Genomic DNA, 25,583 nt, shown 5'->3' with positions numbered 1-25,583 from the left:
ACAGGCGTCTCTGGAAAATCTTTGAGTTGAAATTTGACGACAAGTCTCTGACCGAGATGCAGAAATAAGGTTCATACAAAGACATCGCGGCAGATCAAAGCTTGAATCCAAGAACTGATCTGATCCGGCTGGACATCGACAGGGATTGCGATTGCAGCTCCGACGGGGGCAAGGCCTCAGAGGCGGGGTCTCAGAAGTGCAAGGATCAGTACGATGATGATGCCGAGTGACTTGCGATCGGAGCCAAAGGATATCGAGGCCCGAGGGGTGCTGCGGGACAAGCGGCGGCAGAAAATCAGATCGCGCGTCGGCGTCCTGTTGTTGCTGTATTTCGAGCGCGGCTGGGAACAATCGAAGCGATCGGCCATCTTGCAGTGCCTGAAATAATACATAAACATCTCGGCAGATAAGTTAACTCATTAAAAATTGCCTGGCGGTATTTATTTTCGAAATTGAGACGATCTAAAATGCCGGATAAATAAAAAATTTTAGACGAATTGGGATGTAAGTATAAGTTGTGTTGTTATATGAAGGAAAATGATCCCGACGAGCGAGACGATCCTTCTTTGTGGCTGTTTATGGCTTTAGGATCCAGCGCTAACGACATCCGTCGTCCGCTCTCCGGACTGAAGGCTCACTTCGCACCCAGCTTCCTCTACGCAGATCCGGATCGGTTTGTGGATCTGATCAGACGCCGGGCCGGACGGCTGGAGGCGTCTCATGGATCCTGCGGCTTGGGAGCGCTTTCAACCCCGGGCGCAGCGCTGATGGACGATGCGTACTACTATCCTTGGCTGATGCAGTAGCAACTCACTAGGGCGGTCGCGCATTAGTCTGCAGTCGCCCTGCCTACGAAGCCAAAAGGATAGCCCCCATGCGCAATGCACGCTTCCCCCTCGTCGGCTTGCTGTTGCTGCCGGCCTTCCCCGCCCTGGCACAGAACGCTGCTGCGGCCCAGTCCAGCGGAGGCATGACTTGGCTATGGGTCCTCATCGCCATCCTCGTGGTAGCGGGTGGAATTTGGTACTTCATGACCCAGCGCCGTGGCCTTCGGTCCACGCCGGGTGTCTCCCACGACCGAGTCGGCGGTGCTGCTGAGCGGGCCAAGGGCGCTGTGAAGGACACCTTCGGCAGCGTGACCGGTGACACCAAGCTCCAGGCCGAGGGCAAGATCGACAAGGCTGAGGGCCGGGCGCAGAGCGCATACGGCGGGGTGAAGGACACCTTGCGCGGCCGCTGACCCTGAACAATTCTCGGTGGCTCTCGGGCTTGCCAGCTGAGCGATGAGCCTGGAGCAGTTCACCGGGTGAGGAACCTTGCGGCTCGATCCGGCACGGCCGGTACGAGCCGCACGGATTACCGGGAAGAACCTGCCGTGGCCGACGGTGCGGTTTGTAGTTTAGCGCCTGAACCAACTTCAACCCCTGAACCAACTTGGTCCGGGAACGCCAGCCGCCACTTGCAGTTCTTACTGGTTCTAGATCGTCGGTTCAGAGCACCGCTATGTTCCGTCTTGAGCGACACACCCTCGAGATGCTGGCGCGTGCCGGCTACGGGGCACGCGGCATTGTGTACTGCCTTGTCGGCGGCTTAGCCCTGCTCGCAGCAATCGGCGCAGGTGGAGAGACAGGCGGTAACAAAAGTGCGCTGGCCACCCTTCTCGCCCAGCCATTGGGACGCATCTGGCTTGGCCTGATCGCGGTGGGCTTGGTCGGCTTCGCGTTCTGGCGCATCCTTGAGGCCGTCACGGACGCCGATCACCGCGGCAACTCGGGCAAGGCCTTGGCGCAGCGCGCCGGCCATATCGTCAGCGGCATCATCTATGGCGGCCTAGCCTTATCGGCCGCTCAGCTCGCGCTCGGCAAACGTGGCAAGGGTGGGGACGACGCCGCGATCCACGATTGGACAGCATGGCTGCTGAGTAAACCTCTCGGCCAGTGGCTGACCGGCCTAGTCGGCCTCGTCGTGATTGGCGTCGGCTTAGCCTTTCTCCGCAAGGGCTGGAAAAGTGATGTTCTGGAAAGGCTTTCTCTACCCGACGAGGTTCGTCGGTGGGCTGTGCCCATGGGACGGCTCGGGTTTGCTGCTCGTGGCGTGGTGTTCGGTCTGATCGGCGCCTTTCTCATCCTGGCCGCCGTGCACAGCAGCTCGGCGGAAGCGAAAGGTCTGGCCGGGGCTCTCCAAGTCCTGAGTGCACGACCTTACGGTTCAGTCCTTCTTGCCCTTACGGCTGCCGGGCTGTTTGCGTTCGGGCTCTTCGGATTGGTGCAAGCGCGCTATCGCCACATCGATGCGCCGGATGCCGCAGAAGCAACGGCAAAGCTTAAACACACTGTCGCGGGCGTAACGGGCAGGCTGGGATAGCGGAGATTGGAAGCAGGCATGCCGGCTGTACCCGCGCGATGCCTCGTGTGTCGTTGAGTGAGCGGCGACCCCCGCAGTTCTGAGCTACCAGGTTCCCTTTCGCGCTATGCGCAACGCTTGATCATGGTGGGGATCTCAGAAGCCTCAAACGACGGCGAGAAGGATTGCAGACAGCGTGACCGAGAGGAGGATCGAGCCGAGGCAGCCAAGCCGGTCGGAGAAAAAGGAGAACATACGATGCACGAGCACCCTCACCGGCAAATGATTCCAGCTGCGGACGAGGCAGATGCTGCCAAGGTGCCGGTCGCACACGCTATACGAGGAGTCGCCATCTCTCTATACCGCGCAAGATCATCAGCGAACGTCCGCTCGAACCGCCCTCACATCACACCGATTTAGCGGTGGCGCGCTGCGGCAGGCGCTGGGGCTCCTCCGACCACTTTGCGAGCCCCGGTGCCTCGCAATTCAGAAACCGGCGCACGGTGAACTCTTGAGCGGAAGTGATGCTGCCGAGGTCGCCCCAGGCAACCGGTGTGGCCACGGAAGCACTGGCTTGGCGCGGGTCGAGTAGGGCATCACGGCGGTCGCGCCTCGCTCGTTGCGCAGGTAATCGACGAAGATCCGCTCTTTTCGACCGACCTTGGCCATGTCTGACGTGAACTGCCGGGGTGCGTCGCGCTCCAGCGCCTCAGCAAAATGCCTCGCATAGGCGCTGAGGCTTAGCCAGTTGGCCGGCGCCAGTGGCACGATCACGTGGATGCCCTTCCCGCCCGACAACATCGGCCAGGAGACGAGGCCATCCTCCTGCAGGCGGTCGCGAATGAGCAACGCGGCGTCGGCGACGCTCCGAAATGAGACTGACGGGTCCGGATCCAAGTCGAAGACCAGCCGATCCGGCGCTTCGAGCGCGGCTGCTCGCGAGCCCCAGCCATGGAACTCGAGCACGCCCATCTGCACGCAAGCCAGAATGCCCGCGAGATCCTCGACGAAGACGTGCTCCTCCGTCGCACCGGAGGCTTCCGTAATGGCCACGCGTTTGATGGCCTCGGGGAAGTTCGCGGCGGCATGCTGCTGGACAAAACAGCGCTGCCCCTGACCGCGCGGGCAGCGGATCAACATCAGTGGGCGGCTGCGGATATGCGGCAGCATCAACTCGCCAACGTGCTCGTAGTAGGCGACGAGATCGCGCTTGGTGATGTGCGCTGCCGGGTACTGCTCACGGTCCGGACTGCTGATTTGGATGCCGTGGGACGTGATCGTCCCGCCTGCAATCGACGCCTTCTTGCTCATGCGGTTGACCAATTGGGCGTGCTCCGCCTTCAGTTCTGCGGGCTTGTCGTCACGCAAGCCCACGAGAGAGGGGCGACGGGCAAGGCCGCCGCGCGTGAACTCCGTGAACGTGACCTCTGCGACCAGGGGTGGCCTGACCCAACGGGCGGATCCAGCAATGTGCGGTGGGATGTTTGAGGCTGGAGGAGCCTTTGTCTCGAGGTGTGCCAGTCGCGCAGCGATATCGGCCGCGCGCTCGCGTGTGAAGCCGGTTCCCACCCGGCCGGCATACCGAAGCTGCTCGCCGTGTCCGAGGCCCAGCAGCAATGAGGCGGAGCCTGCGCGCTTGGTGCTGGGCGTGGCTGGGAGGCGATGCTCGCATTGTTCGACCGGACCCTGCGCCGCAACGGGTGAGAAACGGGATGACGGCTCAGGGCGGCCATCGAACACTGCCGCCCCGTCATGGAGCTGACTATCTATCTCCGACTGTGTGGGCACGCATCCTTAGGATTGGCACCTATCACGACCGAAAGCGCAGGGCCTCAACCACGACCTCGAACGCGGCGGAATTCTGGCGCCGGAGCGCGCAGTACAGGTGGTAGCCCGGGAACGGCGGGCTCCAGTCCTCCAGCACCCACGTGAGTTCGCCCCTGTCTAAATGCGGTTGCACCTGGCCCTGCGGCAGGTAAGCGATCCCGAACCCGTTCAGGGCAGCCTGCAGGATCATGCTCACGGTGTTGAACACCACTTGGCCCTCGATCCGCACCCGGAGCTCGCGCCCGTCCTCCTCGAACTCCCAGGCGTACAGGCCGCCATAGGCCGGCAGGCGCAGGTTGATGCAGCTGTGGGCGGTCAAGTCCCCGGGCGTGCTCGGCGGCCGCCGGCGAGCGAAGTAGGCGGGCGCACCCACCGCAGCCCTGCGCATGTCCGGGCCGATGGGCACCGCGACCATGTCCCAGGCGACGATCTCGCCGAGCCGCACGCCGGCGTCGAAGCGCCCGGCCACGATGTCGGTCAGGCCGCTGTCGGTGACCAACTCCACCTGGATGTCGGGATAGTCGGGCAAGACCTTTCGCAGCGCCGGCCAGAGCACCGCGTTGACTGCGTGCTCATCCGCGCCGATGCGGATGGTGCCGGCGGGCTTCTCGCGCAGCTCAGAGAGTGCCGCCAAACCGGCGTCGATGCCATCGAGGTGCGGCCCCAAGCTCTGAAGCAGCTGCTCGCCGGCCTCCGTCGGCGAGACGCTACGGGTGGTGCGAGCCGGCAGCCGCAGACCGAGCCGTCCCTCCAACTCATTCACCACTTGGCTGAGCGCCGATTGCGAGACACCCAACTGCGCGGCCGCGCGTGTGAAGCTTCGCTCCCGGGCCACCGCCAGGAAGGCAGCCAGGTCGTTCAAGTTCGGCCGCGCCATTGATTAGCTTCGCTTATCAAGGCTTTCGGTTTTTAGCGGCTAATCGGCGTGGCGGGCGAGGGCTAGGGCCTGTTGGGTATCAGGGTTGTTGGCGCGGGTGAGCGTGTGATTCAAGCTCACGATGGACCGCGACGTACTGACGGACGCCCAATGGGCACAGATGGAAGCGCACTGCCTGGGCAAGCCGGGGGATCCGGGTCGCAGTGGCGAGAACAACCGTCGCTTCGTGGAAGCGGTGTTGTGGGTGGTGCGCACGGGTAGTCCCTGGCGCGACATCCCGGAGCGGTTCGGAAAGTGGGACTCGATCTACTCGCGCTTCCGCGACTGGGTGAGGGCCGATGTCTGGACGCGGCTGTTCGAAGCGGTCTCGGACGAGCCAGACATGGAGTATGCGATGGTGGACGCCACCATTGTGAAGGTCCATCGCCACGGCCAGGGCGCAAAAGGGGGACTTCAAGCCAAGCCATTGGTCGCTCCAAGGGCGGCATGACCACGAAGGTTCTGGCCTTGACCGATGCTCTGGGCAATCTCGTGCGCTTTGTGCTGTTGCCGGGTCAGCGCCACGATACGGTCGGGTTACCGCCTCTGATCGACGGGGTGAGCTTCGAGGCTCTGATCGCCGACAAGGCCTTTGACAGCAACGCGATCGTCGCGGGCCTCGATCAGCGGGGGGGCAAGATCGTGATCTCACAGCATCCATGCCGCACCAAGCCGCGCGACATTGATGGCGAGATGTACAAATGGCGACACTTGATCGAGAATTTCTTCTGCAAGCTGAAGGAATTCAAACGCATCGCGATGCGTGCAGATAAAACCGATCGAAGCTTTGCAGCCATAATCCATCTGGCTGCTGCCGTCATCGCCTCAAGATGATTCCCAACAGGCCCTAGTTTACCGGCATTCACGATCAGCGGTCGCACGAGCCATGGTCGGCATCGACACAGCCTCATGAAAGGCCTGAGGCTCGGGAGAACAACCATGGAGATCAAGCGTGCTGGCTCGCAGCCTTCCGGCAAGGGACCCGCCGACTGGTTCACCTGCACGGTCCGCATCGTGCGCCAGCGACCCCGCGGCTCGACCGGCGCACGCTCCAGCTTGGCCTGACCGTGCTGACGGCGGACGCCTTCGCGACGTTCAAGGTCCTGGGCCGGCCGCGCGTGCCGCTGGGCATGGCCGCCGCCCTGTTCTTCCTGGGCCAGTTCGCCCTGTTTAGCTGCCTGCGGCCCTTCTTGGAGACGGTGACCCGGGTAGACACCTCGGCGCTGTCGGCCCTGCTGCGGCTGCTCGGCGTCGCTGGGCCGGTCGGGACCTCGCTCTTCGGCCGCAGCCTGCAGGCGCGCCTGTACGCCGCGCTGGTCGCAATGCCGCTGCTCGCGGCAGGCCTGATCGGGTTCGGATCAACACTGCCTGGGTCGCCGGCCTTCTGGGGTTCTGGGAGCTGATCGGCACGGCGGTGCCCGTCGCTTGGTGGACCCAGGTAAGCAAGGCTCTGCTCGACGAGTATGCACCGCGACCCTGAACTCGCAGCGCACCCATGGTCCCGACCGGCCCACTCAAGACTCGCGCGCAGGTCCGATCGGCTGAGCGACGGAGACCGGTGTACCGGCCACCTGTCGCATGGCGATGATGGTGCGGAACCCGCGCACGTTCGGGTCAGCGTGGAACACCTCGCGAGCGAAAACCTCATAGGCGCCCATACCTGCGAGTTGGAGATGCACGATGAAATCGACCTCTCCCGTGACGTACCACGCAGCCCTCACTTCGGGCCGGGCACGCAGGCGCCGCACGAAGGCGTCGAGGAGGTCGGGAGTTTCGCGTTCCAGCGATACGAGCACGTGGACCGTGAGAGGGGTGCCGAGCACGGCCGGGTGAACCACTGCCACGTCGGCGACGATGATCCGGTCCGCACGCAGGCGCCTCAGCCGACGCAGCACCGCGCTCTCCGACAGGCCGACGCGCTGCGCCAGGATTCGGGCCGGCACCTGATTATCCCGTTGCAGCTCGGCCAACAGCGCGCTGTCGAAGGAGTCGAGGTTGACGTTTTCCGGCATGGATGGGCGGTGTGTAGCGGAAACAGGCAGGCCTTAACATGTTTTCGGCGCATTCCGCCGACGCGAGCTGGCATTGTCCGGGCATGACCGATCTCTCCCTTCCCGCCGAAGTGATTGCTGCGGAGCTGTGCGGCCTCGATCCCGCCTACGCGCCCACTCCGCTTATGAACCTCTCGGGCCTGGCGGCGCACCTGGGCGTCGCGCAGGTGCTCGCCAAAGATGAGGGCCGCCGCATGCTCGGCAGTTTTAAATCCCTCGGGGGCACTTATGCTGGCCTAAGGGCGCTGGCCTGCGCCGCCGGGACGGAGGTCGCCAGTCTCGTGAAGGCGCGTCCCCAGGGTCAGCCGACGCTGATCTGTGCAAGCGACGGCAACCACGGCCTCGCGGTGGCGGCAGCCGCGCGTTTTGCCGGCGCTAAAGCTCGTGTTTATCTCCACGCAGGGGTGCCCGAGGCTCGGGCGCGGCGCATCGCCGACCTGGGAGGCGAGGTCGTCTGGGTGACCGGTACTTACGACGACGCGGTGGATGCCGCGGCTGCCGGGGCGCAGGGCGGCCGAGGCATCCTCGTGGCCGACACCAGTGACGATCCTCAGGACCCCATCGTCGGAGACGTGGTGGCGGGCTACGGGGTCATGGCGGCGGAGATCCGCCGGCAGGTCGACGATGCGGGCCATCCCCGCCCGACGCACCTCTTCGTCCAAGCCGGGGTTGGCGGCCTCGCCGCTGCAATGGCCGACGGTTTGGGAGGCTGGCTGGCAGCGCCCGGGGCAATAGTGGCGGTCGAACCCGAAACGGCTGCCTGCCTTACCGCGGCCTTCGCGGCGGAGCGTCCGGTGCGGGTGCCGGGCGACTTGCATACAACGGCCGAGATGCTGTCCTGCGGTGTGGCGAGCGCGCCCGCGCTTGCCGTCCTGCAGCGGCACCGCGCGCGCGCGCTGACGGTGTCCGAGGCGACCCTGGCGGCCGCACCCCAATTGCTCGCAGCCAATGGGGGCCCCGCGACGAGCCCTTCGGGCGCCGCGGGTCTCGCGGGTGCGGTCGTCGCCCTGCGAGAGCCGGGCCGGGCCACCGAACTCGGCCTCGACGCCACCAGCCGACTCGTCATTCTGATTACGGAAGGCGCACTGGAGAAATAGGCCTTCGCTTAAGGAGCCGAAACAGAACCCGAATTAAACTGAGGTTATAGAGGCTGATATGAGGATCAACATCAATGCCGATATCGGCGAGAGTTACGGACGGTTCAAGGTAGGCCACGACGAGGCGCTCATGCCGCTGATCGGCTCCGCCAACGTTGCCTGCGGCATGCATGCGGGAGACCCGGGCATCATGGCCGAAACCATTCGTGCGGCGCTCGCGAACGGTGTGTCGATCGGAGCCCATCCGGGCTTCAACGACATCTGGGGCTTTGGTCGCCGGCAGATCCGAATGCGCCCGCTCGATCTCGAGTACCTCGTCACCTACCAAATCGGAGCCTTGCAGGCCCTTGCGCGAGGCCAGGGTGCCACCGTGACACACGTCAAACCGCATGGCGCGCTCAACAACATGGCGCACGTCGATGAGGATTACGCCATGGCGGTCGGGCGCGGCATCAAGACAGCCGACCGGGACCTGATCTATGTCGCAAACGTCGGCTCCGAGATGGCGAAAGCCGCGGAACGTCTTGGCCTCAAGGTCGCCTACGAGTCCTACGTGGACCGATTGTACGACGATGACGGTCAGATGAGGTCGCGCGAGCGGGCGAATGCGGTGATCCACGACCCGCAGCAAGCCGCCGAGCAAGTGCTTCGCTTCATCGAGGAGAGGGCGATCATCTCAAGCTCCGGAAAGAAAATTCCCGCTGAGATACACACCTTCTGCGTTCACGGAGATGAGCCGACCGCTGTCCCTGTGATGCAGGCCGTTCGCTCGGCTCTGCATAGTGCCGGGATCGACGTCGTGCCGCTTCCGGCCTTGCTGGACTAGCGATCGTTTTTCTGAACTGTGGACTACGGAATAGTGGTGATGTTCGTGGCATCACCCCTCGACGTACTGACCGCGTGGAGCGTATTTCGATAGCGGTGTATAAGGACAGGAGAATGGGCCCCGGCAGATAGTCCGGTTCGATCCCTATGCGGATTGGGGACGACATCATGTCGATCGTCTGAGAAGGATCATCTGTGGCATTCATCTGAGGCGCGCAGAATGTCCGCTTCGCCGCCCTGTCCGCTCCGAAGCGGACCGGTGTCTTTCGGCCAGATTACGTCACGCCGGATCATCAGCGCGCGCACGACCAGACGTTCGGCTTTGCGCCTATTTCCGCCGTTCAAGTGTGACCGGCAGGATCCCAAAAGCGGACGCCGAACCAGGTAAGATTCCGGGTCTGGGCCGCGCCACATACCGGCCTTCGGCATCGCATTCGGAGTGGCTACTCACCGTCCGGATGTGATCCCCACTGCTTCGTCTCGGTGGTGCAGATCGTGGACGAGCGGCAGGATGCCACTGCCAATAAAGAACAGGGCCATCAGACTGAGGGGCATCTGAAGGACTATGCGTATATTCAGGGAAATCCGGGGAGTATATTGCGTCTCACAGCGCGACCTCGGTGTCGCGGGCAACCTGAGACAATTGGTTTAAAGCTTCTTGACTGCTCCCAACGACATGGGGAGGCCGCTCAGTGCTATTCCCCCTTGAGAAGAATAAGCTCTGATGCCCATCACTGACCTCAAGTCGGGGCCCCCAATTTAAAGGCAAAAGATTCGATCCTGCGACGTGGATGCAGGACGCAGGCCGGCAGCTCTCGGAAAGCTCCGGCCGACTGCTTCGCGCCCGTGTGATTAACTCCATAAACCTTGCATTGAAAGCAAAAACCGTCGTCCCACCGCTCGCTTATGTCATAACTCGTCCCGAACGATCTCCGAGCTATGGTGACATTCGAGCATGACGACCATCAAGTCGCTTCCAAAGCGGTTTCTCAATACCGTCAGGCGATCGTTCAGGCAGTTCCTTGCCCTGCCGCTCGCCACCGTAGTCGGGTTCGTGGGCCTGAATGCCCTGATCTACCTTGCTGATCAGTCATGGTCTGCCGGCCACGCTCCGGCCGGTTTCCGCTGGCTTGGGGAGCTCTTGGGGGACAGCGACGCGCTGGGAAGCCTGCTGACAACCGTCGCATCGAGCATCATCACGGTCACCTCAATCACATTCTCACTACTGTTACTCGCCGTGCAACAGGGGGCAGCCGCCCTGACGGCGCAGATCACGGATCAGTTCATGGAGCGGCGAACTAACCAATTCTACTTCGGATATTTCGTTGGACTTTCCGTATTCGTCCTGATGACGCTCGTTACGAACACGAAATTTCATCGTCCCGTGTTCGGAACTTCGTTATCCCTGCTGCTGACAGCTTTGGCGTTGTGTCTGGTTATTGTGATGATCTACAACACCATCGATCAGATACGGCCTGCGCAGATCATCCAGTTCATTCATGACAAGGTGCTCGAAGCGCGCAGCCAGGACCTCCGCCTGCTGGCAACAACGCGGAGAACCGCGCACCTCGGCTGGCCTGTCGCCTCGTCAGTTCGGTCCCAGGAGAGCGGGTACGTCGTCGGCATCGACGTCACTCGCATCAAAAAGGCCGTAGAGCAGCATGCCCGAGGCGTCGTTGAGATCGAGTTCGACTTCGCCGTTGGGATGTACCGCGCCATCCATGATCCACTGTTCCGGGTTCGATGTAGAGCCGGCGCGCCCTTCGATGCGAACGCACGCGAGGTCATCGTAGACGAGACGCTTCGTGCGCTTGCCTACGATGACGGTCGCGATCTCAAAGACGACGCCGCTTACGGTCTCCACCAGCTCTCGACGATTGCGTGGACCTCGGTGTCGACATCCAAATCCAACCCAAGCCCTGGTCTGTCGGTGATCCAGGCTTTACGCGACATCATCTCGCAATGGAGCTTTGAGGAGAGCGAGCCGCGCGAGGACGCGACGTCGTGCGTCGTCTACACGGACCTGAGCCCGACACTGGCCACAGACGCTCTGGAAGCGGTTATCGTTGTCGCATCCGAGTCGATGCAATCCCAGACGCTGGCGGAAGCGCTCACGAGCCTAGCCATTCTCATCCGCCATGTCGGGCAGCCAACAATAGGGAGGCTTGTTGACATCGCCCGTCGAGCGCTGTCGAGCCTCGGAGAGCATGTCCTGACCCGCCAGCTTGAGGTCGCACTCGCTGACCTTTCGAGTGCACTTGACGAGCGTGGCTTCACGGGCGTGGCCGCTGCCGTCTGCAATGCGTCGGTTGAGCTTGCGACAAGCTTAGGGAAGCTGAACTCGCGGTCGACGCGTGTAACAAGTACAACGATGTAGTGTGCTGCCGATGCGCGGCAAACTCGGCGGAGGGCCGCTTCGGTTCCTATAGTTCGGCCTCAGCCTGCTTCCAACCGGATTTGTGCCTCGGAGGAACGACAGACGGTAGGTTTGGAGTATGTGTCAGGGATCTCCCTGACACGCACCAGCTGAATTCGACAATCGCGCCCCGCGGGCGGGTAGGCCGGGAGCATTCCACCATGCCTGGCGTTGCTGCCTGAATGAGAGCGGTGGCTTGCCCTCGAGTGACAGCGTGGATGCTTCGACCATGGTGCTCCCAGAGAGGCCGAGCCGCGCGATGTTGCTGCTCCGTCCCGACACGCGCGGCCCGCTGATCTCGCTTCTCCTCGCCACCACCATCCCGATCATCTTATTCGGTGTCGGGGCCGCCTACTTGGCAGCTGCACGGACTCGGTCTGGGGCCGAGCAGGCTGCCGCTCAGACCGTCACCCATGTGTCAACGGGCACCGAAGTCTCCGCAATTATGGGCATCGAAAATTCCCTGATCGGCGGGTTTGGTGGTCGACGGTGATCAGCCGGCGCTGTGATCGAGGGTCGCGCTCTTTGGTGGCCGGCCACGGCGGCGTGGAGGGGGCGGTGGGGTGATGAGTGCCTTCGAGCGGACGTGCTCGGGCACAAGTTCGCCATGCTGGCGCAGCCGGTAGCTCGCTCCTTCGATCTGAACGACGACGGCGTGATGAAGCAGGCGGTCCAGCAGAGCCGTGGCCACCACGGGATCGCCAAATACCTCTCCCCATTCGGCAAAGCCGCGGTTCGAGGTCAGGATCATCGCGCCCTTCTCGTAGCGCGCGTTGACGAGCTGGAAGAACAGGTTGCCCCCACCCGGAACGACGGGAAGGTACCCGATCTCGTCCACCACCAAGAGGGAGGCCCGACTGAGGTAGCGGATCCGCTCGCGCAACGCGCCGTCGCGCTCAGCTTTGGCCAGCGAAGCGATCAGATCAGCCAGCGTCGAGAACACGACGCTGCGCCCGGCCTTTACCGCCTCGACGGCAAGCGCCGTGGCGAGATGGCTCTTGCCGGTGCCGGGCGGGCCGAGGAGATGGACGACCTCGGCCCGATCGATGAAGGTCAGTTCCGCCAGCGCCATGATCCGCTCCCGGTCGAGGGAGGGCTGGAAAGCGAAGTCGAAGCCCGACAGCGTCTTGATCGTGGTCAGGCGTGCCACGAGCAGGGCGGTCTTCACCCGGCGGTTCTCGCGCAACGTCAGTTCTTCGGTCAGGATCTCGTCGAGGGCAGAGATGCCGTCGATCTCACCCTGTTCGATGCGCCGGATCGCGGCGTCGAGGACTTCCAGGGCGCGCGGCATGCGCAGGCCGACCAAGCTGCGCTTGATGCTGTCCAGGGTCGTGGTGGCATGGGAGGGGGCGGCGCGGGTCATGACCGGCCCTCGATCCCGGCGGCGAGCCGCTCGCCGACGGCCTGGTAGACCGACAGCGAGCGCCGGGCGACGTGATCGCCCCGGCAACCGATCGTCAGGCTGTCGGGATGGCCGTGCCGCATGGCCCGAGCGGCCGCGCCTTGTCGATGGTCGGGATCGACGCGGTACTGTCGCCGGCCCTCCAGGATCGGGTGGCTCGCCACGAGCCGGCCGCCGTCGAGGATACGGATCGTGTCGGGCAGCTGGTGCACCTCGACGACCCGCCGCGTCCGGTCCGGCACGCTGTAGTAGTTGCCGCCGATCGAGACGAGGCCGTCATGGCTGACGCGCCGTTCCAGCTTGAGCAGGGCATTGAAGGGCACGGCCGGCAGCGGCTGCAACTCGGGCTTCTCGGCGGCGAAGGCCTCCGAGACGATCCGCTGCGTGGTGCCGTGCAGGCGAACGTTGGCGACGGTGTCGAGCCAGACCTTGAGCTGGAGGTTCAGGTCGTCAAGGTTGCGGAATGAGCGGGCCAGGAAGAAGTCCTGGCGGATGTAGGAGAACGGCCGCTCGACCTTACCCTTGGTTTTGGCCCTGTAGGGGCGGCAGGCACGCGGCAGGAAGCCGTAGTGTTTGGCCAGCGCCAGCAGGGATCGGTTGTAGACGATGTGGCCGTCCGCTTCCTCGCCGGTGACCGCGGTCTTCATGCGGTCGTAGAGGATCTCGATCGGCACGCCGCCCATCGCGGCAAACGCCTGGATGTGACAGCGCAGCAGGGTCTGCAGGTCCTGATGCAGGACAAAGCGTGCCTCGATATGCCGGGAATGGCCGAGCACGAGCGAGAACAGCCAGACGATGCAGGTCGCGCCCGGTGTGTCCGTGAAGGAGACCTCGAAGCGGGCGAAGTCGACCTGCGCCTGCTGGCCGGCGGGCGTCTCGAAGCGAACCTCGTAGGGCTGGGCCTCGGGCGGCCGGATCGCGGCCACGAACCGCTTTACGGCGGTGTAGTCCCCCGTATAGCCGCGCTCCCGCAGCTCGCGGGTCAGGCGCACGGCGCTGAGATCAGGAAAGGCGGCGACGCGCTCGCGCAGATAGACGAGGTAGGGGGCGAGCTTGCTCGGGCGTCCGGCTTGGCGTGGACCGTAGGCGGGCGGTTCGAGGCCGCGCGCGATGTACTTGCGGACGGTCTTTGGATCGCGCCCGGTCCGGCGGGCGATGGCGGTGATCGACAGACCCTGGCGGTGCAGGTCGAGGATCATGAGGAGTTCTCCCAGCAGGACCATCCTCGTCGCTCCCGGCCGATACGCATCGGCGGGCATGATGGCGGAGGATGGATAAGCCCGGGGACGCGGGGTGCCCGCCGCGCACTCAGGCCAGGGCACCAACCAGGGAATTTTCGGTCCCCACAATCAGGGAGTATTCAACGCCCACTGACACCCATGTGGCTGAGCGTGTAACAAGCGGCGTCAACGAGGAACTCGCAGTTTTGGCTGGCCTCGCCCTTTCGCCAGCGTTGGATGAGCCTGAGCTCGCGAGGTTCTACGAGGAGGCCCGGCGCATCACGGGTGCCCGTCCCCTCTGGGAGACGGTCTCGCTCGTCGGCGCTGATGACGGGTAGCTCCTCAACCTGCTGCGCCCCCTCGGTGAGGCGCTTGGGCCGGCAATCGACCTGCCGACAATCCAGGCAGTGCGGCGCACAGGTACCCCCGTGATTGGGGGGCGGCCAAGTCGGCCCAATCAGCGGGAAGCGAGTTGTGTCGGTCTGCACGCCCGTGCGGCGGGACCAGACTATACGCTACGTGCTTTGTGTCGGCCTCAGCCCCGAAGGGATCCGCACCATCCTGGCCCAGGCCGGCGCACCCGAAGGATGGATCGGCACCATCGTCGACCGCGATGGGCGCCTGATCGCCCGCAGCGTACCGGGCGACGAGAGTACCGGCCGACCGCCAGGCACGGCGATGCGGGATGCGGTGACCCGCGCACCGCAGGGCTTCTATCGCAGCAGGGCCAGGGATGGGATTGAGGTCGATACGGTCTATCAGACACTCGCCGGCACCGGTGGATGGTCGGTCCACTTCGCAATCCCGAGTGACGCCCTCAACCGACCCGTAGCCCGATCGTTGATGCTGCTGGTGGCTGGTCTCTTGGCCGCCCTGGTCCTGGGGGCTGACCTCGCGGTGCGGACAGGCCGTGAGATCGTCGAACGCCGACGGGACGAGCAACTGCGCGCCGCCTTGGCACTCGCAACGAGCGAGGAGCGGGCGGCCGTGGCGATCGCGGCTGCCGACCTCGGAACCTGGCGCTGGGAGCGAGGCGCTGGCGAGATTTCCGGATGCGCCCGGACGCGCGAACTCCTCGGCCTGCCCGCGACCACGGCGGCGTCGGATACGTCCACGTGGTCCGAACAGGTATTCCTGGCCTCAGTGGCGCCAGAGGACCGTGCCTGTTTCGCTCACGCGGTGGAGGAAGCCGTTCGCCAGGGCGCGAGTCTCGACGTCGAGCTCCGCATTATTCTCGACGGACAAGGCGCGCGGTGGCTGCGCCTGATGGGACGCGAGGAGCGCTCAGCTTCGTCGGAAGGGATGGAGAGTTCCGACTATCGCGCGGTGCTGCACGGCGTGATCGCCGACATTGAACCACGCAAGCGCGCCGAGGCGGCGCATCAGGATCTGCTACGCCGTCTTGCTCAAGCTCAGGAGGACGAGCAGCGGCGCATCGCCCGCGAGTTGCACGACCAAGTCGGACAGACCGTGACAGGTCTCTCGCTTGGTCTCAAAGGTCTGGAGGATCTCCTCGCCCGCGAGAGGTGCCCATCTGAGGCCCGCGACCAAGTCCGCTGGCTTCAGAACCTGGCGGGCGAGATCGGGCGGGACATCCATCGCACCGCCTCCGACCTGCGCCCAAGCGCGCTGGATGATTTAGGTCTCATCAATGCGCTCGCGGCTTTTGGGGCAGATTGGACAGCACGCTACGGGCTGCGCGTTGACGTCCAGGCGTTCGGGCTCTCCGAACGCCTGCCGCTGGAGCTGGAGACCGCCGTGTTCCGCATCGCCCAGGAGGCTCTCACGAATGCGCTCAAGCACGCACGCGCCACGAATGTCAGCATCGTGCTGGAGCGCCGTGTCAACCGTCTGAGCGTGGTGATTGAGGATGACGGCGTCGGTTTCGACTCAAAGGCCTGCGAGGCTCCAACGGAGGCTCGGCCGCGGCGCCTTGGCCTCTCGAGCGTTCGCGAGCGCCTGAGCCTGATTAACGGGACATTACGCATTGAGGCTGCGCCGGGCTTGGGCACCACCCTGTTCATTGACGTACTCCTCGTACAGAGACACCGGAGACCCAATGTCCGACATCCGTGTAACGCTAGCAGACGACCACCCGATCGTGGTCACTGGCATTAAGGCGCTGCTGGCGAACGCGCCGGACCTGCACCTCGTCGGTGAGGCCACGTCGGGGTTGGAGGCTTTGAAGCTTATCTGCGCGACAGAGCCGGACGTCGCGATCATCGACATGTCGCTGCCGGACCTCAATGGTCTCGACCTCGCGCGCCGCCTCGCCGAGCGTTGCCCACAAGTGAAACTTCTCGCCCTGACCGTACACGAAAGCCGGGCCTACGTGCAGCCAATGCTGCAGGCCGGTGCGCGGGGCTACCTTCTGAAGCGTTCGGCGGCCGAAGAACTGCTGCGAGCAATCCGCGCCGTGGCAGCAGGCGGCCTCTATCTCGACCCAGCCGTGGCCGACAAGGCGCTCCCGGGAGCGCCCGTCCCTCGATCTGCAGAGCCGGGTGGCGCGGATCTCAGCCCGCGCGAGACAGAGGTGCTCCGGTACACAGCACAAGGGTTCAGCAATAAGGAGATCGCGTTGCAGCGGTTTTTGCCAGAAAGCTGCGAGACGTTGACCTGCTTCGTTCCGGCAGCGTCGGCCGAGCTTGACTTATCGGCGCCCTTGAGATCGTTACTGCTGATCGTCTGGAAGATCGACATCCCGTGCGGGCCGACCGTCATCAGGATTGGATCTCCGTCCCTGGACTTGGCCTGTATAACGAACGACTCCGCGACAATTTTGACGTCGCTGAACCCGGCGTTCTGCAAGTCCTGCCGATCTTGTTGGCCGTAACGAGACTCGCTTGCTGCTGCCCTCCCTGATTGTTGGCGGCGCTCGTGTTTTGTGCGTTCGTATTGCTAGTCTGCGCGAGAGCCGGGCCTGCGAGCGCGACCAGGAGAGCAGCGGCTGCGCCTGTGATCTTGGTCATGTGCCTTCCTCTACTTTGAGTGTCTGCGGAAGACGCCTGGGCACCGAAGCCGCGGCGTCTAAACCGGCGAAGTGGTGGCAAGGAGGCGCTCATGTCAGTCGGGGAAAACCGCATCCAAAACGGCGCGTGTCAGGAAATCCTCTGACGCAAGTAGCATTGCAGGGCCTGCTGTCTGTGCAGAGGACGGCCTGACACACGTTAAGACCACCCACCATATCGGGGAGGCGGGCTCGGCAAGAGACCTGACGAATGCTCCGAGTGGAATCGAGGCGGCCCGCCTCCACCAGTGCTCGCTTCGGACAAGCTTCGCCAGTTCGGGCCGATGCTGAAGCCGATCCACATGTTCCGATGTACGGGCTGACGATATTCTGCGATTGACGAGTTGGAGCTAGTGGTCTGAGTTAGAAGTCTGTCTGCAGAATCGACGGTTATATTGTGCGCCTTACCCCCCGATCTGGCGACACCGCTCACGGCACCCAGCCGTTCCTGCTCATTTCGCGATCGCCGCCCTAGCTGCCTGGATCTTCGCCTTCACTGCTTCGAGGTTAAAGCTCGCGCCCTTCTGCATCGGCGGGAACTCGATAGCCGTCATCGCAAGCTTCTCCACCTCCTTTTGGACGAAGGTGAATCGCCAGAATTCGTAGAGAAACCAGTTCATGTAGTTCTGTGTGCCGGTCTTGGTTCCATTGTCGGGCCAGCCCGTGCGCTCGAAAGGGTCGAGCCGCAGGTTAGTGATGTAGGGTATATCTGGCTTGGTCTTGTCCCCAAGCCATCCAGCGGGTTGATCGATAAAGCGGTATTTGTAATCACCGATCCGCACGGCTCCGAGCTCGCTCTCGCCGAAATACCAGATCTCGTTGCGCCTCGACGGACCTTTACCCGTGATCAGGTCTATCTGGTTGTAGCCGTCGAGGTGGACCTTATAGCTCTCATCGCCGATCTTTTTGCCCCTCTTCAGCTCCTCGCCGATATCGGCGTTACCTGCTGCGGCGACCAGCGTCGGGAACCAGTCGAGGCCGGAGATGATGCCGTTCTCGACTTTGCCGGCGGGCACTTTGCCAGGCCAACGAATCATCGCCGGAGCACGGAAGCCACCTTCCATGACCGTGCCCTTCGACTGTGCGAATGGTGTTTGGCCGCCATCCGGCCAAGTAAAAACCTCAGTGCCGTTGTCGGTAGTGAACACCACGATAGTGTTATCGTCCACTCCCAAGTCCATCAGCTTCTTCATCACCGACCCGACGACGTCGTCGAGTTGCGCCATGCCGGCCTCATGGATGGTCCAGCCGTTCTTGGAGTTGCGCAGAGCTTGATACTTCGGTGACAGGTGGGTGGTGACGTGCATTCGAGTCGGATTGAGCCAAACGAAGAATGGCTTGCCGTCAGACTTGGCCTTATCGATGAAGCCGAGTGCCAAGTCACGGATCTCGTCGTCCACCGTCTCCATCCGTTTAGGATAGAGTGGTCCCGCGTCCTCGATCCTCTGCTTGCCGACGACGCCCCAGCGCGGGTCATCGGTGGGATCAGCCACGCTCGTCGCCCAGGAATGGATCATGTTGCGCGGGCCGACCTGACCCAGAAGCTCCTGCGGGTATCCGGGGTGGGCAGGGTCCTCCATCGCATCGAGATGGTAGAGGTAGCCGAAGAACTCGTCGAAGCCATGCACTGTGGGCAGGAACTCGTTCTTGTCCCCCAAGTGGTTCTTGCCGAATTGCCCAGTGGCGTAGCCCATCCCTTTCAGTACGGTGGCGATGGTTACAGCCTCGGCGGGCAAGCCAATGGGCGCGCCGGCTTGGCCAACTGTCGTCATGCCGGTGCGGATCGGCAGCTCGCCGGTGATGAAGGCTGCGCGCCCCGCCGTGCAGCTTGCCTCAGCGTAGTAGTCGGTGAACAGCATCCCCTCGGAAGCGAGCCGGTCGAGGTGGGGCGTCCGTCCCGCCATCATGCCACGATGGTAGGCCCCGATGTTCCAGATGCCGATGTCGTCGCCCATGATGACGATGATGTTCGGCTTCTGCCCCGCCGGCGTCGGCTGCTGCTGAGCCTGCGCTGCCGCCGTCGGAGTTCTCGATATCAGTCCGGCGGTCGCCAAAAGCGAAGTGCCGGCGAGGAGCATGCTCCGGCGGTTGAGTGCGCTTTCCGGATCGGAGCTCGTTTGATCCGTCTGGTGCGCGTCATCGTGAGTCATGACCGATCCCTCTCTCTCAGGATGCACCTGAAGCCGACGTGGCTCATGGAGGTGTCGACCGGCTGCGCGTGCCGGGCCGCCGGCCGATAGCGGCGGCAGTAGTTCGGCGCGCACAGGTGCGAGCCGCCCTTCACGACCTTGCAGGGGATCGGAACCTGCGGATTGCGCGGGTCGAAGCTGTCCTCTTCGCGCCCGCCATGCGGGTTCCGAGGAATGCAACAGGTCTTCGAGGCATCGACGGGATGCGTCGGTCCATACCAATCGGACGTCCACTCCCAGACATTGCCAATCATGTCGAAGAGCCCGTAGCCGTTCGGGGGAAACGAGCCGACCGGCGTCGTGCGCTTGTAGGCTCCGGTGGCGGTATTAAGGTGCGGGAAGTCGCCTTGCCACGTGTTGGCCATCCGGCGTCCTGCGGGTGAAAATTCATCGCCCCAGGCGTACTCCGCGCCATCAAGACCACCGCGGGCCGCGAACTCCCACTCAGCCTCAGTCGGAAGTCCTTTGCCGGCCCACGCGGCGTAGGCCTCGACGTCGCGTAGCGCGACGTGCACCACGGGATGATCGTCGAGACCCGCGATTGAGCTGCCTGGTCCGTAGGGACGCCGCCAATTCGCCCCCTTTAAAAAAGTCCACCACCGGGTCCAGTCGCGCATGTCGCCAGGCTCTCGTGGCGGTGAGAAGGTGAGCGAGCCGGCGTAAAGCATGTTTGACCGTGCGCCCGGATAGTCCTTGGGATCCGGGGGCCTCTCTGCGACGGTTCGGTAGCCAGTCGCGCGGACGAAGTCTTTGAAACCGCGGTTGGTAACCGGGGTCTTGTCGATCCAGAAGCCGTCCACGGTCACACGGTGGGCCGGCGCCTCCTCGGGATAGTGCTTGTCCGATCCCATGCGGAAGGTCCCGCCAGGTATCCAGCACATACCAAGGCGGACATCCGGCATTGTCGCGGGAGTAGGCATTTTAGATGCAGTCGGCGAAGCGCCAGCCATTTCGCACTCCCGTCCGATATGGATAGATCCTTTGCGCTCAGTGTTGGCGCGCAACGCCTTCGATGCCGTGCGATGCTTCTGAAGTTCGCCGAAGCGTCGAATCGCAAGAATTTATTCACATTTGAAGGCATGTCAGCAATGCGACATAACTAGGTGGCCCGCCGATGCTAACTTCTTGAATGCAGCTTTCACGTCGTTGCGCTTTGAAGCCAGACCATTGCTGCTCCAGCTGTGTGCGGGCCAGTGTCTCGTCATGCATGCAGCCCTGATCGGTACTCTGGGCGCTTTGACCGAGCGATGGCGCCTCGCCGCAGATTGCCTTGATGTTGAAGCGCGGCACCTCGTCGGCGTGGGCAGACGTAGCGGCGAGAAGCGGTAGGAGCAGCAGGCTCAGTGGCTTCAACATCGGTTGTCCCTTCGCTGGAGTTCGATGCGATTAGCTTTCTCATCCAATGCCGGATGAATTAGGCAGCCCGGCTCTAATCCGCGTGAACTAACGCTCAGCGTAGACCGACAGGTCGCTTCGCCACGTCTGTGATCGGTGTCGGGCCGACAGTGAATCGCTGGTGTAGTAGGCGTTTGATATTGATGTATGTCAAGTGGACGCGGTGAAATATACTCGCTCGGAGAGCGAAGCTTAGCGGGAGTGAGTGAGCAACCCCTCGCTGGGAATAGGAAGCTGGGACGCGCGACCGAGAATTTACACTGGGCGGAGAGGCTGCCGCTAAATCTCAGGCCCGCTGTCGAATGCAGCTAACCCGCGAAGGGCACACCGACAAGTCACCACCATTGACGGCTCGAAAGGTTGCGGAGTCCGCTGTCGGGCAGATCGCCGGCCCATCTCTGGTGTGCGAGCCCGACCTAGCCGCTGGGCCGATCGGGACGCGCTGTACTTATGCGGCTTCTACGGTTCCATTAAAGCCGATCGCGCTACGATTATGGCGAGTCGCCCAGCCTTTCTGCAGGAGTCTGTTGCCGGTCTGACACCTTCCGGTTGGTGCGCCACTGGTAGCTCGATCGTCTCAAGGCCATTGGAAAGTGTGGGCCGTAACCGAAGCGGTGGTCGAGGGGATGAGCATCTGGCCCATCAATCCGCGCGGCGACACTCGTTATGGTTTAGGTGCCTCGCGAGCCTCGTGCGGGGAGTGGGCGATCAACAACGCCGGAGGCGAGTCCGCGATCTCTAGTCTATGCTGCGCGCCATCGAATCGAGGCCGACATCCAACTGTAAAAAAATTATGCCCTACCCGCCATATCGAAACCAGCTTCCATCACGGCAAGTGTCGCAAAATCACATCAAATGAATGGAATTCAAAAGGGGATCCGCTCGAACGCTTGCTGACCAACACATGTTATGACAGCGTTGCTCCAACTCTCGGCGAGCCTCCTCACCAATCCTTGGGAGCTGAAGATATGCGGCGCCTCGGCACACCAAGCCAATGGGCTGCGGCAGCTCTCCTGGGCGTATCATCCCTGATGGCGGCAGAGGCGGTCCAGGCGGCCGAATATGCGCAAGGCATCTACGTGCTCGGCACCCGGGGACCGCTCGCGGGCCTGACGCCCCCGCCAGGCTTCTACTTCCAGAGCGAGACGTGGTTCTATCAGGGGGATCTCGGTGGAAATCGTGCCTTTCAGGGCGGTGGCGTCGTGGCCGCGGGAGTCAAGAATAATACCGCAGCGGAATTCGCGACGCCGATCTGGATCACGCCGGTTGAGGTCCTGGGTGGCAATCTCGGCTTTTCCGTCACCATTCCGTTTGGAACACCCGATGTCAGCGCTGGGGCGGTGCTATCCTCACCGCGCATCGACCGCGTCATCGCCGGGCGCGAGCACGACGCTGTCTTCAACGTCGGCGACATCTATCTCGCCTCGTTCGTAGGCTGGCATTCCGGCAATTTCCACTGGACTGCGACGGCGCTTGGCGTTGTTCCCTCCGGTTCGTTCGAGAACGGCCAGCTGTCCAACATCGCGCTCAATCGGCCAGCCCTCGATCTCAGCGGCGCGCTCACCTACCTCGATCCGGTTCTGGGGTACGAACTCTCGGTCGTGCCCGGCATCACGTTCAACTGGATCAACCCCGCAACACGGTACCTGACCGGCACCGAGTTTCACTTGGAGTGGTCGGCATCGAAGTACCTGAGCAAGGACTTGTCGGTGGGACTCGTCGGCTATTTCTATAACCAACTTACGGGGGATAGCGGGTCCGGCGACAGGATCGGCCCCTTCAAGGGGCGCGTCGTGTCGCTGGGCGGCCAAATCGGCTACACCTTTCACGCCGGCGGGATCCCGATCTCGACGGGCGTCAGGGTTTATCGCGAATTCGACGTCAAGAACCGTTTTCAAGGCACCGCGACTTACCTCACCATTTCGGCTCCGCTCTGGGTGGCGCCACCGAAGGCGACCGTGGAGGCGCAGCCGCTTGTCGCGAAATACTGAAGGACCGATCAGTTTATCCGGCAAGCCGAAACGGGACCTGCATCGTGCTGGCGAAGCGGCCCGGATCGGCCAGCGAAGCCCGGGGCAAGATCTTTCGAGAAGTAACCGAACAGCATAGGTTTTTGCACGGCGGCCGGATCAGGAACAACCGGCCCCCCCGGCTGGCGGCCAAGTCTGGTGTGAGAAGCCGCTCAAGCTCCGCCGTAACGTCAGGCCCGCGCAGGGCACCGCGCAGCGCGTGGGCATAGGCCACCATGGCTCGGGTGAGGTCGGGTGCGCCGCCGAGCAGCCCCGCCAAGCCGAACGCGAAGGCAAGCGCCTGCCCCACGCGTAAGGCAATCTGAGTGCCTCGGGCATGGCCGAGACGGCGAGCGAGGATGGCGCGCGACACGCGACCCCCGTCCATCGGGAAGGCTGGGATCAGGTTTGATCGAGCAGGGTTCCAGAGCCGACTCTTCCGAGATGGCGCGAAATAACAGCCTCGATGAATGAGAGCTGACAGAGCGGTTCAGAAGATGCGCCAGCGCCGGAGCGTACCATCTTTCTCGAACCGTTGATCCAGCGCGTTCGCAAGGGGAGATGGATTGTGGTCTCTTGCTCACTGATGGCGGCGGCCGTCGGCCTCGCCGTGACGGCCATCGAACCACCGCCGGCGTTCGCCCATGATTGCGGGCTTGGCGCTCATCACGGCGGCGGTTGGCATTACGACGGTGGCCACCGGCATTTTGGGGGCTGCCATCGGCACGGAGCGTTTGCGCACCATGCCTGAGGCGGCCCGCACTGGCAGGGCGGGTGACATCGCGGCCGAACAATCGTGATCAACCGGGCCTATCCCGTCTGGCGCGGCCCCGGACTTTGGTGGTCGGACGACCATACCCGGTCTATCGCCCGTCGGTGCCGGTGAACGATGACCCAGGATGTCGCGTGACTCGCAGCGTCGGTGCCACCCCGTGAGACCGGCATAAAATCTTGACCGTCAAGACCTGCCCCCCGCCTTAACGAGGTCGTCTCTCCGCCGCAATCAGCCGGGTTGATGCGCCCGCAACAATGACCGCGCTGTCGGATGGCGTCCCACGCCCGACGGCCTCTTCTTCAATGGGATCCCGCGATGCGCCTCCACAACGCCGTTAACATACTTCTTGCCGTACTAACGCTCGCCGCGACCTGGCTTGCCACCCCCGCCTGGGCCGCGGAGAAGCGCATCGCGCTCGTCATCGGCAACGCCGCCTATCCAGCCCGTCCGCTCGCCACCGCCGCCAACGACGCCGGGCTCGTCGCCCAGGCGCTGCAGGCGGCGGGCTTCGACGTGATCGGCGCCCGGGATCTCGACGAGGATGGATTGCGGAAATCGCTGCGCGACTTCGTCGACAAGGCCGCGGCCGCCGGGCCAGACACGGTGACGTTCGTCTATCTCGCCGGCTACGGCCTGCAGCTGGAAGGCGAGAACTATTTCGCCCCGACTGACCTGCGCGTGGCCAGCGCCGCCGATGCCGGCCTTCGGGCGCTGCGCGTCTCGGACTACACCAAGAGCCTCGCCGCCCTACCGCTCAAGGCGCGCTTCTTAGTCCTCGACGCGGCGCGGCGCACGCCCTTCACCGTGCCGGAGAAGCCGCTCGCGGGCGGACTCGCCCTCACCGAAGCCGAGCCCGGCAGCCTGATCGCCTTCAACGCCGCACCCGGGACCGTTGGACCGGACGAGAAGTGGCCCTACGGCGCCTATGCTCAGGCGCTTGTCGAGATGATCCGCGAGGGCGGCCTCCAGCCGGGGCCGCTGTTCGACCGCGTGCGCCTGCGCGTCGATGCCGCCACGAAGGGCGCCGAGGTGCCGTGGGATGCCGACCGCACGGCTTCCGCGTTCGTCTTCTTCGACCGGGCCGGCAACGCTCCCGCTCTGGGGCGGGAGCGGGTCGCCACGCTCCGCGACCGTCCGCTGCGCGACCTCGGCGTCCAGGACGCCTACGCGGTCTGCCTGGAACGCGACGACCTCGCCCGCTACCAGGAGTTCGTGACCGATTATCCCGGGGACGCTCTGGCCCGGCGGGTGCGCGCGCTCATCGCCGCGAGGCGCGAGGCGCTGGTCTGGAGAAGTACATGGATCGTCGGCACGCCGGACGCCTACTGGTCATATCTCGCCTGGTACCCGCGCGGGCCGCACGCCTGGGATGCGCGCCGACGCCTCGCCTCGCTCGCCGCAGCGTTGGAGCCGCCGCCGCGCTACGCGGTGCTCGCCTACGACGTGCTGCCACCCGCGCCCGAGGAGATTGTGTACGTCGACCGGCCGGTGCTCTTCCTTGACGACCCGGTCTTCGCACTGCCGCCGCCACCCCGACCGGCCCTCATCTTCCTTCCGCCGCCGCCGGCCTACCTTGTGGCGCTGGCGCCCCCGCCGCCCGTTCTCGGCGTCTACGCCCTGCCGACACCGCCGGTCATGCCGGTGCCGGCCTACGTGTCCGCACCGGACTACGTGACGCCGCCGCCGAACAACGTGCTGTTCCAAAACATCCACAACACGGCCGTCATCGAGCAGATCAACCGCCAGAACACAGTGACTCAGGCACCGACGGCGGCAAGTCCTGGGGCCGCCCTCGGCGTTGCGGCAGCCCGGATCGCATTGCCCGCGGCCCTGCAGCAGCGTGCGGCCGTAGCGTCGGCGCATCCACCGGGAGCCACCCCGCCTGTCGCCGGCATGGCGGCGGGGTCGAGGTCGGACGGCCCTCGGCCGGGGCCTCTTCCATCCGGTCGGCAGGTGGCGCTTCCCCCCCCTGTCGGCACAGCCGGGAGCTGCGCATGCATTGCCCGGCATGAATGGCCAGCCCCTCCCGAGTCTTTCGTCCCGAACCGCAGGTTCGCCCGTCGCTCCGACACCTGCCACCAAGCCGCGGCCCGCCTCCCGGCCGGCTGAGG

The 25,583-nt window shown here is 63.9% G+C and carries 22 protein-coding genes and 2 pseudogenes; 15 read left to right on the top strand and 9 right to left on the bottom strand.

Annotated elements, in window-relative coordinates:
- The first annotated feature begins 213 nt into the window (after positions 1 to 213).
- From ACYCO6_RS25525 to ACYCO6_RS25515, 3 genes are all read left to right on the top strand, one after another.
- Positions 214 to 387 carry a hypothetical protein gene (locus tag ACYCO6_RS25525; RefSeq protein WP_459764515.1) on the top strand — a complete coding sequence of 58 codons (174 nt, stop codon included), beginning with the start codon at positions 214 to 216 and terminating at the stop codon, positions 385 to 387.
- Positions 388 to 874: 487 nt separating this feature from the next.
- A complete protein-coding gene (locus ACYCO6_RS25520; RefSeq protein WP_459764513.1) occupies positions 875 to 1,240 on the top strand; it encodes a CsbD family protein in 366 nt (121 codons plus the stop codon).
- Between the two features lie 263 nt (positions 1,241 to 1,503).
- Positions 1,504 to 2,364 carry a DUF1206 domain-containing protein gene (locus ACYCO6_RS25515; RefSeq protein ID WP_459764511.1) on the top strand — a complete coding sequence of 287 codons (861 nt, stop codon included), beginning with the start codon at positions 1,504 to 1,506 and terminating at the stop codon, positions 2,362 to 2,364.
- A gap of 465 nt (positions 2,365 to 2,829) precedes the next feature.
- Here the strand turns inward: ACYCO6_RS25515 and ligD are convergent, their stop codons facing one another.
- Both ligD and ACYCO6_RS25505 read right to left on the bottom strand, forming a co-directional pair.
- Positions 2,830 to 4,083 carry a non-homologous end-joining DNA ligase gene (gene ligD, locus ACYCO6_RS25510; protein ID WP_459773725.1) on the bottom strand — a complete coding sequence of 418 codons (1,254 nt, stop codon included), beginning with the start codon at positions 4,081 to 4,083 and terminating at the stop codon, positions 2,830 to 2,832.
- A gap of 70 nt (positions 4,084 to 4,153) precedes the next feature.
- The gene (locus ACYCO6_RS25505; RefSeq protein ID WP_459764509.1) at positions 4,154 to 5,047 is read right to left on the bottom strand and encodes a LysR family transcriptional regulator; all 894 of its coding nucleotides are present in this window, start codon (positions 5,045 to 5,047) and stop codon (positions 4,154 to 4,156) included.
- A gap of 121 nt (positions 5,048 to 5,168) precedes the next feature.
- Between ACYCO6_RS25505 and ACYCO6_RS25500 the strand changes: the two genes are divergently transcribed.
- The 3 genes and pseudogenes from ACYCO6_RS25500 to ACYCO6_RS25490 all read left to right on the top strand — a co-directional run bounded on the left by ACYCO6_RS25500 (position 5,169) and on the right by ACYCO6_RS25490 (position 6,489).
- Positions 5,169 to 5,920 (top strand): IS5 family transposase gene (locus ACYCO6_RS25500; RefSeq protein WP_459764507.1). Its coding sequence is split into 2 segments (ribosomal slippage): positions 5,169 to 5,505 and positions 5,505 to 5,920, totalling 753 coding nucleotides; the frame shifts between segments, so codons are not numbered across the junction.
- A gap of 105 nt (positions 5,921 to 6,025) precedes the next feature.
- A pseudogene (locus tag ACYCO6_RS25495) lies at positions 6,026 to 6,100 on the top strand ((R)-mandelonitrile lyase); the annotation flags it as partial.
- A gap of 53 nt (positions 6,101 to 6,153) precedes the next feature.
- Positions 6,154 to 6,489 (top strand): hypothetical protein, encoded by a 336-nt coding sequence (locus ACYCO6_RS25490; RefSeq protein WP_459764505.1) that lies wholly within the window; start codon positions 6,154 to 6,156, stop codon positions 6,487 to 6,489.
- 111 nt (positions 6,490 to 6,600) lie between these two features.
- On the opposite strand, the gene ACYCO6_RS25485 is transcribed toward ACYCO6_RS25490, so the two are convergent.
- Positions 6,601 to 7,098 carry an Lrp/AsnC family transcriptional regulator gene (locus ACYCO6_RS25485; RefSeq protein WP_459764503.1) on the bottom strand — a complete coding sequence of 166 codons (498 nt, stop codon included), beginning with the start codon at positions 7,096 to 7,098 and terminating at the stop codon, positions 6,601 to 6,603.
- 83 nt (positions 7,099 to 7,181) lie between these two features.
- On the opposite strand from ACYCO6_RS25485, the gene ACYCO6_RS25480 reads away from it, so the two are divergent.
- The 4 genes from ACYCO6_RS25480 (at position 7,182) to ACYCO6_RS25465 (ending at position 11,968) form a co-directional block, all read left to right on the top strand.
- Positions 7,182 to 8,234 carry a pyridoxal-phosphate dependent enzyme gene (locus ACYCO6_RS25480; RefSeq protein ID WP_459764501.1) on the top strand — a complete coding sequence of 351 codons (1,053 nt, stop codon included), beginning with the start codon at positions 7,182 to 7,184 and terminating at the stop codon, positions 8,232 to 8,234.
- Positions 8,235 to 8,292: 58 nt separating this feature from the next.
- On the top strand, positions 8,293 to 9,060 hold the full coding sequence (locus tag ACYCO6_RS25475) for a LamB/YcsF family protein (protein WP_459764499.1): 768 nt from the start codon (positions 8,293 to 8,295) through the stop codon (positions 9,058 to 9,060).
- 954 nt (positions 9,061 to 10,014) lie between these two features.
- Positions 10,015 to 11,436, top strand: a complete 1,422-nt coding sequence (locus ACYCO6_RS25470; protein WP_459764497.1) for a DUF2254 family protein — start codon at positions 10,015 to 10,017, stop codon at positions 11,434 to 11,436.
- Between the two features lie 298 nt (positions 11,437 to 11,734).
- Positions 11,735 to 11,968: a hypothetical protein gene (locus ACYCO6_RS25465; protein WP_459764495.1), complete on the top strand. Its 234-nt coding sequence runs from the start codon at positions 11,735 to 11,737 to the stop codon at positions 11,966 to 11,968.
- Here ACYCO6_RS25465 and istB read toward each other — a convergent pair whose 3' ends face one another.
- A complete protein-coding gene (gene istB, locus ACYCO6_RS25460; protein WP_459761956.1) occupies positions 11,969 to 12,838 on the bottom strand; it encodes an IS21-like element helper ATPase IstB in 870 nt (289 codons plus the stop codon).
- Positions 12,835 to 14,100, bottom strand: a complete 1,266-nt coding sequence (istA, locus tag ACYCO6_RS25455) for an IS21 family transposase (protein ID WP_459761958.1) — start codon at positions 14,098 to 14,100, stop codon at positions 12,835 to 12,837. The genes istB and istA overlap by 4 nt, the downstream gene beginning before the upstream one ends.
- Positions 14,101 to 14,571: 471 nt before the next feature.
- Here istA and ACYCO6_RS25450 point away from each other — a divergent pair, with 471 nt between their 5' ends.
- Positions 14,572 to 16,215, top strand: a complete 1,644-nt coding sequence (locus tag ACYCO6_RS25450; protein ID WP_459764493.1) for an ATP-binding protein — start codon at positions 14,572 to 14,574, stop codon at positions 16,213 to 16,215.
- On the top strand, positions 16,157 to 16,930 hold the full coding sequence (locus ACYCO6_RS25445; RefSeq protein ID WP_459764491.1) for a response regulator: 774 nt from the start codon (positions 16,157 to 16,159) through the stop codon (positions 16,928 to 16,930). Before ACYCO6_RS25450 ends, ACYCO6_RS25445 begins: the two co-directional genes overlap by 59 nt.
- Before the next feature lie 626 nt (positions 16,931 to 17,556).
- Here ACYCO6_RS25445 and ACYCO6_RS25440 read toward each other — a convergent pair.
- From ACYCO6_RS25440 to ACYCO6_RS25430, 3 genes are all read right to left on the bottom strand, one after another.
- Positions 17,557 to 19,182, bottom strand: a complete 1,626-nt coding sequence (locus tag ACYCO6_RS25440; RefSeq protein WP_459773723.1) for an arylsulfatase — start codon at positions 19,180 to 19,182, stop codon at positions 17,557 to 17,559.
- A gap of 68 nt (positions 19,183 to 19,250) precedes the next feature.
- Positions 19,251 to 20,213, bottom strand: coding sequence for a formylglycine-generating enzyme family protein (locus ACYCO6_RS25435; protein WP_459773722.1), 963 nt, complete (start codon positions 20,211 to 20,213; stop codon positions 19,251 to 19,253).
- 145 nt (positions 20,214 to 20,358) lie between these two features.
- Complete coding sequence (locus ACYCO6_RS25430) at positions 20,359 to 20,649, bottom strand: hypothetical protein (protein ID WP_459764489.1); 291 nt, start codon at positions 20,647 to 20,649, stop codon at positions 20,359 to 20,361.
- A gap of 1,007 nt (positions 20,650 to 21,656) precedes the next feature.
- Between ACYCO6_RS25430 and ACYCO6_RS25425 the strand changes: the two genes are divergently transcribed.
- The gene (locus ACYCO6_RS25425) at positions 21,657 to 22,679 is read left to right on the top strand and encodes a SphA family protein (RefSeq protein ID WP_459764487.1); all 1,023 of its coding nucleotides are present in this window, start codon (positions 21,657 to 21,659) and stop codon (positions 22,677 to 22,679) included.
- 286 nt (positions 22,680 to 22,965) lie between these two features.
- Here the strand turns inward: ACYCO6_RS25425 and ACYCO6_RS25420 are convergent.
- A pseudogene (locus tag ACYCO6_RS25420) lies at positions 22,966 to 23,106 on the bottom strand (site-2 protease family protein); the annotation flags it as partial.
- 247 nt (positions 23,107 to 23,353) lie between these two features.
- On the opposite strand from ACYCO6_RS25420, the gene ACYCO6_RS25415 reads away from it, so the two are divergent.
- Together ACYCO6_RS25415 and ACYCO6_RS25410 are read left to right on the top strand one after the other, a co-directional pair.
- Positions 23,354 to 23,497, top strand: coding sequence for a hypothetical protein (locus tag ACYCO6_RS25415; protein WP_459764485.1), 144 nt, complete (start codon positions 23,354 to 23,356; stop codon positions 23,495 to 23,497).
- Positions 23,498 to 23,787: 290 nt separating this feature from the next.
- Positions 23,788 to 25,581, top strand: coding sequence for a caspase family protein (locus ACYCO6_RS25410; RefSeq protein WP_459764483.1), 1,794 nt, complete (start codon positions 23,788 to 23,790; stop codon positions 25,579 to 25,581).
- Positions 25,582 to 25,583: the final 2 nt, after the last annotated feature.

Source organism: Methylobacterium sp. CM6257 (genome assembly GCF_054611515.1).
This window is presented reverse-complemented; position numbering and strand designations above follow the sequence as displayed.